The organism is Rhodoplanes sp. SY1 (assembly GCF_046000175.1).
In the GTDB taxonomy this organism is placed as follows: domain Bacteria; phylum Pseudomonadota; class Alphaproteobacteria; order Rhizobiales; family Xanthobacteraceae; genus Rhodoplanes.
Genome location: NZ_JBEOMB010000069.1, coordinates 1 through 13,630 on the forward strand (window position 1 = coordinate 1; position 13,630 = coordinate 13,630).

Genomic DNA, 13,630 nt, shown 5'->3' on the forward strand with positions numbered 1-13,630 from the left:
AGTTTAGAAACAATGAAAACTAAGTATCGACTTCTGAAACGATTCAAAACTATGGTTATAATTTGCGCTGATGACGCATAAATACGTAAGGCGGCCGTCGGTGGTCTTCTCCGTGTCTCTCGCGTCTCTTTCGCCGCGCTCCGGCCGCCCGCCCGCCGACCGCAGCAGGGCCGCCGCGCCGCCTGGCACGCCCACGAGCTGCTGTTCGGCTATGTGCCGGCCGTGCAGGCCGGGTTCCTGCTCACCGCGGTGCCGCACTGGACCGGCCGGCGGCCGCTCGGCCCGGCGCCGCTTGTCGCGCTCGTCGCGCTTTGGGTTGCCGGCCGGCTCGCCATGGCCGGGCTGCTCGGATCGGGCCCGCTCGGGGCCGGGCTGTCAGGACTCGGCCCGCTCGCCGTCGCCGCGGTCGCGACCGCCTTCACGGTCGCCCTCGCCGCCGTGGTGACGCACGAGATCGTCGCGGCGCGGAGCGTCGCCAACGCCGCCGCCGTGGTGTCGCTCGCCGTGCTGGTCGTCGCCCAGATCCTGTTCCACGCCGACGCCCTGTCTGGTCACGACGGCGCGTTCGCGAGCCGCCTCGCGCTCGCCGGCGTCACGGCCCAGATGATGCTGCTCGGCGGCCGCATCGTCCCGGCGTTCACCCGCGACTATCTCTTGGAGACCGGCCGCGCCCCGATCCCGACGCCGGCGCGCCCGCTCGACGCGGCGGCGGTCGGTCTCGGCCTCTTTGCCCTCGTCGTCTGGCTGGCGCTGCCGCTGCTCGGCGATGCGGCGCCGGCCGCCGGCGGCCTGCTGCTCGTCGCCGCCGTGCTGCTCGTCGTCCGCCAGGCCCGCTGGGCGCCGGCACGAACACTCCGCGAGCCGCTGGTCTGGAGCCTGCATCTCGGCGCCGCGATGACGCCGCTCGGACTGCTGCTCGCCGGCACCGGCGCGCTCTCCGGCGACGCGATGTTGGCGGCGGCCGTGATCCATGTCTGGGCGATCGGTGGCATCGGCCTGATGACGCTCGCCCTGATGACGCGGGTGAGCCTCGGCCACACCGGCCGGCCGCCGCGGGCGCTGCGCGGATCGACTGCGATCTTTCTGGCGATCGGTCTCGCGGCGGCAGCGCGGGCCGGCAGCGTGCTCGTGCCGGACTGGACGCTGCCGCTGCTGCCGCTCGCCGGCGTGCTCTGGATCGCCGCCTATGCGGGCTTCCTGGTCGTCTACGGCCCGCTGCTGCTGCGGCCCGCCGTGACGGCGAAGCGGTCCGACGCCGCGCCGCGTCGCGCCTGATGCGCCGTGGGGCGCGGCACTCACTCGCCGCCGAGATAGCCGGCGATCTTCCAGCCGCTCGCGTCCTTGACGTAGCAGAGCTGCTCGAAGACCAGCGGCAGCACGGCGTCGGCCGACACGAAGCCGGTCTTGCCGGACGGCGTGACGACCTTGAGGGGCGGCGCGGCTTCGGGATTTTGCGGGGCGCCCGGAGGGCCGGCTTGCGACGCGCCTTGCGGCGGGGCCCCCGGGCCGGCCGGGGGCGCGCCGGCCGGCGGCGGCTCGGCGACGACCCGCACCAGCACGGCGCCGAGCGTCTCGACGACCGGGGCCTCGGCGCCCGCTCCCGAGCGGACCGGGAGGTCGGGCAGCGCCGGATAGGCCCAGTCGAAGACGTCGCTGCGCGTGCTCTTGAGGAGCTGCTCGAACGCCTTGCCGTCGAATGCCGGGGCGGCCGGCGCGCAGGACACGCCCTTCTTCTGCGGCATGGCCTCGAGGGTCGGATCGGCGGCGGCGCTCGCCAGCGCCTCCCAGCCCTCGCCGTCGGCGGCGTCGAGCCCGAGCGCGGCGGCGAGATTGTCGATGCCGGGCTTCTTGCGGTCGGCCTTCTCGCCCTGCGCGGCCGCCCAGAAGAAGCCCTTCGCGACGAGGCCGGCGAGCGCCGCGCGATCCTTGCGGCCGGCGATCTCGCCGAGCTGCTTTCGGAATGCCTCGAAGCTCGGATCCGCGACCGGCCTCGGCATCGTCACGGCGATGGACGGATAGGGGCGCGGCGCCACGGCGGCCGTAGCGGCGGGCGGTGCGGCCTTCGGGGCCTGGGCAAGCACCGGACCGGCGAGTCCGGCGGCGAGAACGGCAGCGAGCAGGGCGGTCGGGAACGGACGGAGGGGACGCATGCGGGCTCCGCGGTTGTGACGAGCGGCAATCGCGCTGGTGTCGGCGGTTTGCGACGAGGTCGAGACGGGAGGGTGGTTTCCACTGACGTCGACCCCACCCTCCGCTCATTCCCGCGAAAGCGGGAATCCAGAGCCACACGTCGTACCGCCCCTGGGTCCCCGCCTTCGCGGGAACGAGCGGAAGTCGGGTCCGATTCAGCACAGCCGAAAAGTGCTTTAGGCACGAATTGCGACCCCGTTACGGCCGAGGCGCCGCATTTCCGTCGCGGCGTGATCAGATGAGACGACTCGATTCGCCGGCTCGGCCGGCCATGCCGGTTCTCCGAGCCGTCGCCCCCGAAAGGTTGCAAGATGCCGTCCTTCGTCACCTCGCCCTATGTGCTGCCGATCGTCCTCCTGGTCGCCTCCAACCTGTTCATGACGACGGCGTGGTACTGGCACCTGCGCTTCAAGGAGGTGGCGCTGTGGCAGGTGGTGCTGATCTCCTGGGGACTCGCCTTCATCGAGTACTGCCTCGCGGTGCCGGCGAACCGCTGGGGCGCCACCGTCTATGCGCCGGCCCAGCTCAAGACCATCCAGGAGGTGATCACGCTGGTGATCTTCGCCGGCTTCTCCTGGCTCTATCTCAACCAGCCACTCGCCTGGAACCACGCGCTCGGCTTCGCCTTCGTGGCGGTCGGCGCGTTCTTCATCTTCCACAAGTGGTGAGGGGGACGTTCTTCAGCACCCGCTGTTGGACATATCACGGCGCGCCCCGGTCTCGGCGGCGTGCCCCGGACAAGGCACAGCGGGCGACGAGCCCGATGTGCCGCAGAGCCGGGGCCCAGGAGCGGCACGGCGGGCGCCATTTCGGGTCGCCCTGGGTCCCGGCTCGCGGTGCGTCGCATCGCGTCCGGGACACGAGTCTCACCGTCGCGTCGAAATCGTCACTCTCGCGGGCGCAGCGCCCTGCCGCGGCCGGCGATCAGCACCGTGAGGCCGCCGAGCGCGACGAGGCCGAAGCTCACCAGCCCGGCGATCGGCAGCCCGCGCTCGGACGGCTGCGGCTGGAGCGGCGCCGCCTCGCCGATCTGCAGCCCGACCATCATGATCAGCACGACGATCGACAGGACGAGCGCGACGCTGGCCACGAGCTCGGCCAGGACGGCGGCGCGGAAGCGCGGGAATCGCGACGCGCGGGTCTCGTCGAAGCCGCAGCGGTCGATGGTGGGCGGGGTCATGGGCGTGCCGGTGCGATCGGTTGTGTGTCTGCGGTCGGGCCGCGGGAGGCTCGTACCGGGACATCGGGGCGGGCGTTCGACCCCGATCGGGCAAAGGCGAGGCATCCTCTTAACGGCGAGTTAACGAACCCGGTCCGGGCGGCGCACGTCACAGGTTTCGTGGCGAGCGCGCGCGACGCCGCCGCGGCGTGCTCGTAATTTTGCCGCGCTTTGGCTTTTCTTCCACGGGGGGACTGACGACTGGGGGGAGCCGGAGCAGATGAGGACCTGGACGCTGACGCTCGTGGCGGCGCTCGTGCTCGGTGCAGGCGCCGCGCAGCCCGCTTCGGCGGCCGAGAAGGCCGGCAAGACCGAGACGCTGGACAGGACCGGCGCGGCCGAGCGGAACGGGCTGATCGGCAAATGGTCGATCGTCGAGGCGGCGCCCGGCCCGTGGGTGCGCAGCAAGGAGCGCAGCACCCTCGTCGAGCAGGGCCGCAAGCTGGTCGCGACCGAGGTGACGTTCGAGCCCGGCGCGATCGTCTCCACCAACCAAGGCCTCGCCTGCAAGCGTGCCATGTACCAGGTCGGCACCTATCCGACCGACGCGCTGTTCCGCGGCCTGCTGCCCGACGGCAGCCAGGACCGCATCGCCCGCGACCTCGGCCTGACCAAGGCCGGCGCCGACGTGCCGAGCGTCGACGTCGACTGCGCCGGCGGCTACTTCACCTACCACTTCCGCGACCGCAACACCGCGCTGTTCGCCTGGGATGACGTCATCTACACGCTCAAGCGGCGGTAGGGCGCACCGGCACGCCTTAGTCAAACTTCAAGAGAAATCTGGCACGGTGTCGCCCGTCCGATCACGGGAGGGGTCGCCATGCCCGACAGTGCCGCCGTCCGAGCCATCCTGGAGCGCGGGGCGATCACGGCCGCGGACGTGCTGGCGCTGCGCCACCGCGTGTTCTGGAAGGGCGTCGTCACCGCCGCCGACGGCGAGATGGTGTTCCTCCTCAACGACCGCCTCGGGCCGACCGCCGACCCGGCCTTCGCGCCGTTCTTCGTCGAGGCGTTGGTCGACTACGTGGTCAACCAGGCCGAGCCGCACGGCTACGTCTCCGAGGCGAACGCCGACTGGCTGATCGCCCGCATCGCGCGGTCCGGGCGGGTCGACACCGCCTCCGAGCTCGAGCTGCTCGTCAAGGTGCTGGAGAAGGCGAAGTCGAGCCCGGTTCGGCTCGTCGGCTTCGCGATCGAGCAGGTGGAAGCGGGCGTGCTGACCGGCGACGGGCCGGTCGGCCGCGGCCACCGGCTGCGGCCCGGCGTGATCGACGCCGCCGAGGTCGAGCTGCTGCGGCGAATCCTCTACGCCTTCGGGGGCGACGGCAACATCGCGATCACCCGGCGCGAGGCGGAGCTCCTGTTCGACATCAACGACGCCACCGCCGAGGCCGAGAACCATCCCGCCTGGTCGGACCTGTTCGCCAAGGCGATCACCAGCTTCCTGATGGCGGGGGCCGGCTACCGGGTGCCGACCCGCCAGGAGGCGCTGCGCCGGGCCGCCTGGCTCGATGCGCCGACCCCGGGCGTCGGCGCGTTCATGGGGCGCATGCTCGCCGGAAGCCTGGAGGCGGTGTGGGACGCGGTCGAGCACGGCACGCTCGACGGCGAGTCGCGCCCGAGCGACGCGACGTTCACGTTCGACGACCCGTCGCCGGCGGCGAACGACGACGACGTGCGCTGGGCAGCCTCCCGCATCGGCCGCCGCGGCGTCCTGCACGAGAACGAGGTGGCGCTGATCAACTTCCTCAAGAGCCGCGGCGCCCACCTGCACCGGCGCCTGCTGCCGATCATCGATCGTGTCGCCGCCTGACCGGCTCGCCGTTCGAGCGGATCGCTCTCACAGCATCTCGGGCCGGAAGCGGCGGCGCCATTTGCGGGTCGTCTCGCCGGCGATCATGAATTCGCCGTCGCCGCGGTAGTGCAGGGTCCTCGGCGCCGTCCGGATCGCGGCCGGCGCGGCGTGCGCCTTCACCACCTCGAAGACGAACAGCCCGAGCCGGTCGATCAGGCTCGCATCGGCGAGCCGGCACTCGAAGCTCGCGACGCACTCCGCGATCAGCGGCGCCGACACCATCACGCCGGGCTGCGGTGTCAGCCCGAACCTGTCGAACTTGTCGGTGTCGCGGCCCGAGCAGTTGCCGATGTCGACCACGGTCTCGGCGAGGTCGACGGTCGGCACGTTGATGACGCACACCTTGCTGCGGCGGATCAGGCCGAACGAGTGGTTGGCGTTCCAGATGTAGCAGCCGACCAGCGACGGCTCGAAGCCCATGACCATGTGCCAGCCGAGCGTCATGATGTCGGTCTCGCCCTCGAAGCACGACGAGACCAGCACGATCGGCCCCGGCTCCAGGAAGCGGCGGACGTCCTCGACCGGAAGGTCGACCTTCTTGACCGGGCGCGGCCGCTGCGGGGCGGCGGCGCGCGCTGTCGCGGCGCGGGCCGGCGTCGCCCAGCGGGCCGGCTTCCCGTCGGGGCCGGCTTTCGGCGCCGCCTTCGCCGTGGCGCGCGCGGGGGCCGCGGCGGGCTTCGAGGCGGCTCTCGACGGAGGCTTGCGGGCGATCTTGCGGACGATCTTGGGGGCAGGCTTTCGGGCGGGCATGGCGGCCTCCGGGGCGGCACGGCGGGCCGGCGCGTTCGCCGGCCGCACCATCATAGCCGAGCCGCCGGTGAAGCGCCTCCGTGCCGGTTGGCGGCGACGCGGCGCGCCGCTATAGTCCGCGCCGCGCCGGTGTGGCGGAATTGGTAGACGCGCACGACTCAAAATCGTGTTCCGCGAGGAGTGTCGGTTCGATCCCGACCACCGGCACCACAAAATCGCCCTCCGAGAAGCCCCCTTCGACAGGCCGTCGGCACGCCCCGGAGGCCGCCCGCGCATCACGCCGTCGGCCTCATGCCGCCGTGGCCTCCGCGAAGGCCGAGCGGGCCGTGCGGATCGCCGCGTGGTTGTCGGCGGCCCAGGTGATCAGGGCGGCGAGCGGATCCAGCAGCGAGGCGCCGAGCGCCGTGAGGCGATACTCGACGCTCGGCGGCACGGTCGGGTGGACGTGGCGGCTCACCAGTCCGTCGCGCTGCAGGTCGCGCAGGCTCTGGGTCAGCATCCGCTGCGAGATGTCGGGCAGGCCGCGGCGCAGCTCGCCGAACCGGTGCGGCCGTTCGGCCAGCATGATCAGCAACAGCGTCGTCCACTTGCCGGCGAGGTGGTCGAGCACGTCGCGCACCGGACAGTTGGCGGCGTCGAGATCGAGCCCCTTGAAGCCGGCCATGACGCGCACGAGCGTGTCGACGGCGGCACTGCGGGCCGGAGCGACGTGGCAGTCGGGGGGCGGTGAGGCGGTGCGGCGGGCCATGGCTCGTTCCCCAGAGTGGTTCCCTGCATGTGACCAGGTGACGGAAAGCTGCCGTCTTTACCGGCGGTGATAGGCTCCAATATAGAGCAGGTCTCTGTACGAGACCAGCTCTCGAGGCGAACTCTCAGGGCTGCGTTCCGCACCACCGTCCAGGAGCCTTCCATGTCCGACACCCTGCTCGTCACCGGCGCTTCCGGCCATCTCGGTCGCCGCGTGCTCGATCATCTCCTCGGCACGCTCGCCGTGCCGGCCGCCCGCATCGTCGCGACCACCCGCAAGCCTGCGGCGCTCGCCGACTATGCCGCCAAGGGCGTCACGGTACGAGCCGCCGACTTCGAGAACGCGGCGGCGCTGGAGCAGGCGTTCGCCGGCGTCGACCGGCTGCTGCTGATCTCGACCGACACGCTCGATCGTCCGGGGGCGCGTCTCGCCCAGCACAAGGCCGCCGTCGCGGCGGCCGAGACGGCCGGCGTGCGCCACGTCGTCTACACGTCGATGCCGCGGCCGGAAAACTCGCCGATCCTGTTCGCGCCGGATCATCTCGGGACTGAAGCTGCGCTGGCGGCGAGCCGGCTGCCCGGCTTCACGGTGCTGCGCAATCACTGGTACTTCGAGAATCTCGCCCATGCGCTGCCGGCGGCGCTCGCGTCGGGGCACTGGTACTCGGCCGCGGCCGGCGGCGGCTATGCCGACATCGCCCGCGACGACCTCGCCCGCGCCGCCGCGACCGTGCTGGCCGGATCTGAGACGGGGCGCCACACCTACACGCTGTCCGGTACCGAGGCACTGACGCGCGACGAGATCGCCGCGAAGGTGACCGCGGCGTTGGGCAAGCCGCTCGCCGTGGTGCCGGTGACGGTCGACGCGTTGATCCAGGGCATGGTGGTGCACGGCGTGCCGGAGCCGATCGCCCGCGTTTTCGCCTCGTTCGACGCCGCCGCCGCGGCCGGCCGCTTCGCGCATGTCACGGACGACTATTTCAAGATCACGGGCCGCCGGCCGCAGAGCTTCGACGCCTGGCTTGCCGCGAACGAGGCGATGCTGACCGGGGGACATTGAGGAGCCCCCGTCATTCCGGGGCGTGAACCGAAGGTTCACGAACCCGGAATCCAGCCACGGATGCCGAGCGTGCCGCTGGATTCCGGGTTCGCCGCTCCGCGGCGCCCCGGAATGACAACACACCTCACCCCATCCCGTAGCCGCCGCCGGTCGGCGTGATCACGGTGATGGCTTCGCCCGCCTCGAGGGTCGTCGAGGCGGCGCCGGGCAGTTCCTCCAGCGTGCCGTCGTTGCGGCGGACCAGGGTCTTGCCCGTCTCGCCCGGCATGCCGCCGGCGAGGCCGAAGGGCGGCACCCGGCGGTGGCCGGCGAGCAGCGCGCACTCCATCGTCTCGCGGAACCGGATCGTGCGGCGCGTGCCGTCGCCGGCGTTCCAGCGGCCCTTGCCGCCCGAGCCGCGGCGAATGGAAAATTCCTCCAGCACGACCGGGAAGCGCGTCTCGAGAATCTCCGGATCGGTGAGGCGGGAATTGGTCATGTGGGTGTGCACGGCGGGCGCGCCGTGGAAGCCGGGACCCGCCGGCGAGCCCGAGCAGATCGTCTCGTAGTACTGATAACGATCGTCGCCGAAGGTGAGATTGTTCATCGTACCCTGCGCCGCCGCGAGCGCGCCGAGCGCACCGAACAGGCAGTTGGTGACGGCCTGGCTCACCTCGACGTTGCCGGCGACGACAGCGGCCGGATAGACGGGCGACAGCATCGAGCCCGCCGGCACGATCAGCCGCACGGGACGCAGGCAGCCGGCGTTCATCGGAATGTCGGCGTCGACCATCACGCGGAACACGTAGAGCACGGCCGCGCGCGTCACCGGCGCCGGCGCGTTGAAGTTGTCGGGCCGCTGCGCCTGCGTGCCGGTGAAGTCGACGGTCGCCTCGCGCTTGTCCTGGTCGATCGTGATGGCGACGCGGATCACCGAGCCGTCGTCCATCGTGTAGGCGAAGCTGCCGTCGGAGAGGCGGTCGATTACCCGGCGGACGCTCTCGGCGGCGTTGTCCTGCACATGGCCCATATAGGCCGTCACGACATCGAGCCCGAAATGGGCGATCATCGTGTTCAGCTCGGCCGCGCCGCGCTGGTTCGCCGCGACCTGGGCCTTCAGGTCGTTGACGTTCTGCACGACGTTGCGGACCGGCCAGGGGCCGCCGGTCAGGAGCGCGATCAGCTCCGCCTCGCGCAGCCGGCCGCGATCGACCAGCTTGAAGTTGTCGATGTAGACGCCTTCCTGCTCGATCGTCGTGCCCTTGGGGCTCATCGAGCCGGGCGCGATGCCGCCGACGTCGGCGTGGTGGCCGCGGCTCGCCACCCAGAACAGGATCCTCTCGCCGGCCGCGTCGAACACCGGCGTGCACACCGTGATGTCGGGCAGATGGGTGCCGCCGTTGTAGGGCGCGTTGAGGGCGAACACGTCGCCCGGCCTGATCACGTCGTTCTGGGCGATCACGGTCTCGACCGAGCGGTCCATCGAGCCGAGATGCACGGGCATGTGCGGCGCGTTGGCGACCAGCGCGCCCGAGGCGTCGAACACGGCGCAGGAGAAGTCGAGCCGCTCCTTGATGTTCACCGAATAGGCGGTGTTCTGCAGCGCGACGCCCATCTGCTCGGCGATCGACATGAACAGGTTGTTGAAGATCTCGAGCATCACCGGGTCGGCCTTGGTGCCGATCGCCTCGGTCTGCGGCCTCGCGACGACGCGCCGCAGCACCAGATGATCGTGCGCCGTGAGGCGGGCCTGCCAGCCGGGCTCGATCACGATCGTCTGGTTCGGCTCGATGACGATCGCCGGCCCGGTGACGACGTGTCCGGGCCGCAGCTGTGCGCGCAGAAAGATGCCGGCGTCGTGCCAGGCGCCACCCGAGAAGAAGCGGCACGTCTGGTGCGGGGCCGGGGCGTCGCCGGCCTCTTCGGCGAGCGTCGCTTCCGACTGCGGCGCGGCGCCGCCGACCGCCTCGACCGAGACGGCGTCGACGATCAGGACCTTCTCCCGGTCGACGAAGCCGAAACGGGCAGCGTGCTGCGTCAGGAAACTCTCGCGCATCTCCGCGGTGGCGGCCGCGGGTAACGTGTCGCCCGCGAACGGCACCGGGATGTCGAGCGCCGTGTCGGTGCCCTCGTAGCGCACATGCGCCGTCACGCCGACGTTCGCGTCGGCCGCCGCGACGCCTTGGCCGGCGAGCTCGTCCAAGCACGCATGGCCGAGCTTTTCACGCGCCGCGCGCAGCGGGGCGGCGGCGCCGTCGAGCGGCACGCCCATGCTCTCGAACCGCGTCGCCCGGATGCTCGCGAGCCCCATGCCGTAAGCCGACAGGAGGCCGGAGAGCGGGTGCACCAGCACGCTTTCCATGCCGAGCGCGTCGGCGACCAGGCAGGCGTGCTGGCCGCCGGCGCCGCCGAAGCAGTTGAGCGCGTAAGCTGTGACGTCGTAGCCGCGCTGCACCGAGATCTTCTTCACCGCCTCCGCCATGTTGGCGACGGCGATTCTCAAAAACCCATCGGCGACCTCTTCCGGGCTGCGCCCGTCGCCGACCGTCTCGGCCAGCGCCGCGAATTTTTCACGGACCACCTCGGCATCCAGCGGCTGGTCCTGATCAGGTCCGAAGATCGCCGGAAAAAGCTCCGGCACCAGCTTGCCGACCATCAGGTTGGCGTCCGTCACGGTGAGCGGGCCGCCGCGGCGATAGCTCGCCGGGCCCGGCACGGCGCCGGCCGAGTCGGGGCCGACCCGGAAGCGGGCGCCGTCGAAATGCAGGATCGAGCCACCGCCCGCCGCCACCGTGTGGATCAGCATCATCGGCGCGCGCAGCCGCACGCCGGCGACCTCGGTCTCGAAGGCGCGCTCGAACGTGCCGTCGAAATGGGCGACGTCGGTCGAGGTGCCGCCCATGTCGAAGCCGATCACGGCATCGAAACCGGCCGCCGCGCCGGTCGCCGCCATGCCGACCACGCCGCCGGCGGGGCCGGAGAGAATCGCGTCGCGACCCTGGAACAGGTCGGCGCCGGTGAGGCCGCCGGCCGAGGTCATGAACATCACCCGGGCGCCGGTGCGCGCGACGTCGAGCTCCTCCGACACCTGCGCCACGTAGCGGCGGAGGATCGGCGACAGATAGGCGTCGACCACCGTGGTGTCGCCGCGCCCGACCAGCTTTATCAAGGGCGACACCTGATGGCTCACCGAGATCTGGGTGAAGCCGATCCCGTTCGCGATGCGGGCGAGCGCCTTCTCGTGATTCTGGAAACGGAAGCCGTGGATCAGCGCGATGGCGACCGCGCGGATGCCGGCGTCGTAGGCGGCCTGGAGATCGCGGCGGGCGGCCACTTCGTCGAGCGGCCGCTCCACGGTGCCGTCGGCGAGCACGCGCTCGTCCGCCTCGATCACCCGCTCGTAGAGCTGGTCGGGCTTGGTGATCTGCTTGGCGAAGATCTTTCGACGGTCCTGGTAGCCGATCTCCAGCACGTCGGCGAGACCGCGGGTGGTGACGAAGACGGTGCGCTCGCCCTTGCGCTCCAGAAGCGCATTGGTGGCGACCGTCGTGCCCATGCGCACCTCGCCGATCGCCCCGGTCGGGATCGGCGTGCCGGGCGCGAGGCCGAGCAGCCGGCGGATGCCGGCCACGGCGGCATCGCGATACACGCCGGGGTTTTCCGAGAGGAGCTTGGTCGCGTGCAGCGCGCCCGCCGGGTCGCGGCCGATCACGTCCGTGAAGGTACCGCCGCGGTCGATCCAGAAATCCCAACTCATCGAAACTCTCTTCGAACCCTGCTTGCAATGGTCTTGGTCGTGACAGCGGCCGGGCTACGGGCCGTCTCGTCGTGGTGGATCCGGTGCGCGTCGTCTTGCTTCCGGAGGTCGCCCAGACGAGCAAGCGCCGTGCCGGAACGATCGCGTGCGGAGGCCAGCTCGCCCCGGCGGTCGCCTCAGCGCGTCGTCTCGGCGATGCGGATGTCGCGGGCGGCGAGGCGGGCGGCCTCGGCCTCGGCGCGCAGCCGCGCCAGCGCCTCGGGCGAGAGCAGGTCGGGATTCGCGTAGTCGCGCTTCCAGGCCGGATCGTCGCTCCACCGCAGCGGTGACACGACCGTGGTGCGCGGCGCCGTCGCGCTCGCCAACAGGTCGAGGGCGAGGTCCAGCGTGAGCCGCTGCGACTCCGGGTCGTGCGGCCGGCCGGCGGCGTTGCCGAGCGGGAAGTCGCTGAACACCAAGCGCGGCACGCCGCAGTGCTCGACGATGTCGCGGGCGCAGCCCATCACCACGGTCGGGATGCCGTTCTCCTCCAGGAGTCGCGCGGCGAGCGACAGGCACTGGTGGCACACCGGGCAGTTGGCGACCAGGATCGCGGCGTCGACGCGATCGGCGAAGCAGCGCCCGAACAGTTCCGGCGCGTCGACCTCGAGGGTCTGGCGATGGCTGCGGTTGGTGGGGAACCCATGGAAGCGCGGCGCGAGGCGCAGCCGGCCGTCCGCCGCGGCGGCGCGCAAGCGCGGCAGCGGGAACCAGGTGCCGGAGTCCTCCATGCTGGTGTGGCGCCGGTCGATCCCGACATGGGCGATGCGCACGTCGTGATCGATCGCGGCGTCACCCGAATAGACCGTGAAAAACTTTGCCGCCGCGTTGTAGGGCGCACCCGGTCCCTGCGGCCCCTTGTCGGGCTGATACGGCGCCGCCGTCGTCACCAGCGCGACGCGCGACTGCGCCAGCGGCTGCGCGAGCGGCGTGAACGGCACGTCGTCGTGATGCGCCCAGACATAGGGCGTGTCGTAGCCGAGCGCGAGATAATAGGCGCGGGTGCGCGCCATGTAGCCGATCGGCGTGTCGCTCTGAACGTCCAGGAAACTCTCGGTCATCGGGCCTCGCGGGCGACGCGGCGTCGCCCGAGAAGCCGGCCGCGCTACTGCGTCGCGCGGATTGTGCGACGCCATTCGCTCGGCGCGCAACCCATCCGTTGGCGGAACATGTAGGTGAAGGCCGACGGCGTGCTGTAGCCGAGCTCCAGCGCGATCTCGGTGATGTTGTCGCTGGCGCCGAGCAGATCGATGGCGCGGAAGACGCGCAGCCGGTTGCGCCACTCGCGAAGCCCGATGCCGACCTCGCGCTCGAAGCGGCGATGCAGCGTGCGCGGCGAGGCGCCGAGCTCGCGCCCCCACGCCTCGATGCCGCGCTCGTCGGACGGGTTGTCGAACAGCTCCTGGCACATTCTCAGGAGCATCGGGCTCTGCGGCCAGGGCAGATGGAAGCTCTCGCTCGGCAGCCGCAGGATCTGATCGAGAATCAGACGCTCGACCCGCTCGACGTAATCACTCTGCTCGCCCGCGCGGCCGAGCTCGGTGAGTTCGACGATCAGGGCGCGCATCAGCGGCGTCACCGAGAACACGATGCTCTCGCGGGGCAGCTGCGCGGCGACGTCGTCGCGAATGTAGAGGCTGCGGAACTCGGCGTCCTGCAGTGCCCCTGTCATGTGGACGACGCCGGTCGGCACCCAATAGGCCTGCTCGGGGGAAATCACGTACCAGGCGTTCTCGATCGCGGCGAACATCGTGCCCGACGTCGCGTACAGGAACTGATTCCAGCGATGCGAATGACGCGGGAACAGATGACGTTTCGGCAGATGCTGCGAGCGCACGATAATGGGGCGCGGCAGCCCGTCGAGCTCGGGCACCTGGAGATGAATCCAGTCGTCGGTTCTGATCGTCATGGCAGATCGGAGCGATGGCCGATCGGAGAGAATGGCCGGTCGGCGAGATTGGCAGGTCGTCGATAGTCTTCGTCCTGATATCGAAGGCGCGCCGCGTCCTCAACGTTACCCTGCTACGGATCGCG

General features: G+C 71.0%; 12 protein-coding genes and 1 tRNA gene. 6 read left to right on the forward strand and 7 right to left on the reverse strand.

Going from position 1 to position 13,630, the window contains the following annotated elements; translation table 11 throughout:
* The first annotated feature begins 213 nt into the window (after positions 1-213).
* Positions 214-1,275 carry an NnrS family protein gene (locus tag ABTU92_RS18425; protein ID WP_408093099.1) on the forward strand — a complete coding sequence of 354 codons (1,062 nt, stop codon included), beginning with the start codon at positions 214-216 and terminating at the stop codon, positions 1,273-1,275.
* Positions 1,276-1,295: 20 nt separating this feature from the next.
* On the opposite strand, the gene ABTU92_RS18430 is transcribed toward ABTU92_RS18425, so the two are convergent.
* Positions 1,296-2,150, reverse strand: coding sequence for a hypothetical protein (locus tag ABTU92_RS18430; RefSeq protein ID WP_408093100.1), 855 nt, complete (start codon positions 2,148-2,150; stop codon positions 1,296-1,298).
* A gap of 351 nt (positions 2,151-2,501) precedes the next feature.
* On the opposite strand from ABTU92_RS18430, the gene ABTU92_RS18435 reads away from it, so the two are divergent.
* Positions 2,502-2,858, forward strand: a complete 357-nt coding sequence (locus tag ABTU92_RS18435; protein WP_408093101.1) for a DMT family protein — start codon at positions 2,502-2,504, stop codon at positions 2,856-2,858.
* Positions 2,859-3,076: 218 nt separating this feature from the next.
* Here the strand turns inward: ABTU92_RS18435 and ABTU92_RS18440 are convergent, their stop codons facing one another.
* Positions 3,077-3,370 carry a hypothetical protein gene (locus tag ABTU92_RS18440; protein ID WP_408093102.1) on the reverse strand — a complete coding sequence of 98 codons (294 nt, stop codon included), beginning with the start codon at positions 3,368-3,370 and terminating at the stop codon, positions 3,077-3,079.
* 259 nt (positions 3,371-3,629) lie between these two features.
* On the opposite strand from ABTU92_RS18440, the gene ABTU92_RS18445 reads away from it, so the two are divergent.
* Both ABTU92_RS18445 and ABTU92_RS18450 read left to right on the forward strand, forming a co-directional pair.
* Entirely contained in the window at positions 3,630-4,151 is a 522-nt protein-coding gene (locus tag ABTU92_RS18445; RefSeq protein WP_408093103.1) for a hypothetical protein, read from the forward strand.
* A gap of 78 nt (positions 4,152-4,229) precedes the next feature.
* Positions 4,230-5,222 carry a hypothetical protein gene (locus ABTU92_RS18450; RefSeq protein ID WP_408093104.1) on the forward strand — a complete coding sequence of 331 codons (993 nt, stop codon included), beginning with the start codon at positions 4,230-4,232 and terminating at the stop codon, positions 5,220-5,222.
* Positions 5,223-5,249: 27 nt separating this feature from the next.
* On the opposite strand, the gene ABTU92_RS18455 is transcribed toward ABTU92_RS18450, so the two are convergent.
* Positions 5,250-6,014, reverse strand: coding sequence for a flavin reductase family protein (locus tag ABTU92_RS18455; protein ID WP_408093105.1), 765 nt, complete (start codon positions 6,012-6,014; stop codon positions 5,250-5,252).
* Between the two features lie 125 nt (positions 6,015-6,139).
* Between ABTU92_RS18455 and ABTU92_RS18460 the strand changes: the two genes are divergently transcribed.
* Positions 6,140-6,224, forward strand: a tRNA-Leu gene (locus ABTU92_RS18460).
* 79 nt (positions 6,225-6,303) lie between these two features.
* Here the strand turns inward: ABTU92_RS18460 and ABTU92_RS18465 are convergent.
* The gene (locus tag ABTU92_RS18465; protein ID WP_408093131.1) at positions 6,304-6,678 is read right to left on the reverse strand and encodes a winged helix-turn-helix transcriptional regulator; all 375 of its coding nucleotides are present in this window, start codon (positions 6,676-6,678) and stop codon (positions 6,304-6,306) included.
* A gap of 246 nt (positions 6,679-6,924) precedes the next feature.
* Here ABTU92_RS18465 and ABTU92_RS18470 point away from each other — a divergent pair, with 246 nt between their 5' ends.
* Positions 6,925-7,821, forward strand: a complete 897-nt coding sequence (locus ABTU92_RS18470) for an NAD(P)H-binding protein (RefSeq protein WP_408093106.1) — start codon at positions 6,925-6,927, stop codon at positions 7,819-7,821.
* A 124-nt stretch (positions 7,822-7,945) separates the two neighbouring features.
* On the opposite strand, the gene ABTU92_RS18475 is transcribed toward ABTU92_RS18470, so the two are convergent.
* The 3 genes from ABTU92_RS18475 to ABTU92_RS18485 form a co-directional block, all read right to left on the reverse strand.
* On the reverse strand, positions 7,946-11,557 hold the full coding sequence (locus ABTU92_RS18475) for a hydantoinase B/oxoprolinase family protein (RefSeq protein WP_408093107.1): 3,612 nt from the start codon (positions 11,555-11,557) through the stop codon (positions 7,946-7,948).
* 176 nt (positions 11,558-11,733) lie between these two features.
* Positions 11,734-12,657, reverse strand: a complete 924-nt coding sequence (locus ABTU92_RS18480) for a glycine reductase (protein WP_408093108.1) — start codon at positions 12,655-12,657, stop codon at positions 11,734-11,736.
* A 44-nt stretch (positions 12,658-12,701) separates the two neighbouring features.
* Positions 12,702-13,505 (reverse strand): AraC family transcriptional regulator, encoded by an 804-nt coding sequence (locus ABTU92_RS18485; RefSeq protein WP_408093109.1) that lies wholly within the window; start codon positions 13,503-13,505, stop codon positions 12,702-12,704.
* Positions 13,506-13,630 lie beyond the last annotated feature (125 nt).

Coding starts and splice junctions, on each gene's coding strand:
- ABTU92_RS18430 (WP_408093100.1), bottom strand. CDS start 2,150: ATGCGTCCCCTCCGTCCGTTCCCGACCGCCCTGCTCGCTGCCGTTCTC.
- ABTU92_RS18435 (WP_408093101.1), top strand. CDS start 2,502: ATGCCGTCCTTCGTCACCTCGCCCTATGTGCTGCCGATCGTCCTCCTG.
- ABTU92_RS18440 (WP_408093102.1), bottom strand. CDS start 3,370: ATGACCCCGCCCACCATCGACCGCTGCGGCTTCGACGAGACCCGCGCG.
- ABTU92_RS18445 (WP_408093103.1), top strand. CDS start 3,630: ATGAGGACCTGGACGCTGACGCTCGTGGCGGCGCTCGTGCTCGGTGCA.
- ABTU92_RS18450 (WP_408093104.1), top strand. CDS start 4,230: ATGCCCGACAGTGCCGCCGTCCGAGCCATCCTGGAGCGCGGGGCGATC.
- ABTU92_RS18455 (WP_408093105.1), bottom strand. CDS start 6,014: ATGCCCGCCCGAAAGCCTGCCCCCAAGATCGTCCGCAAGATCGCCCGC.
- ABTU92_RS18465 (WP_408093131.1), bottom strand. CDS start 6,678: ATGGCCGGCTTCAAGGGGCTCGATCTCGACGCCGCCAACTGTCCGGTG.
- ABTU92_RS18470 (WP_408093106.1), top strand. CDS start 6,925: ATGTCCGACACCCTGCTCGTCACCGGCGCTTCCGGCCATCTCGGTCGC.
- ABTU92_RS18475 (WP_408093107.1), bottom strand. CDS start 11,557: ATGAGTTGGGATTTCTGGATCGACCGCGGCGGTACCTTCACGGACGTG.
- ABTU92_RS18480 (WP_408093108.1), bottom strand. CDS start 12,657: ATGACCGAGAGTTTCCTGGACGTTCAGAGCGACACGCCGATCGGCTAC.
- ABTU92_RS18485 (WP_408093109.1), bottom strand. CDS start 13,505: ATGACGATCAGAACCGACGACTGGATTCATCTCCAGGTGCCCGAGCTC.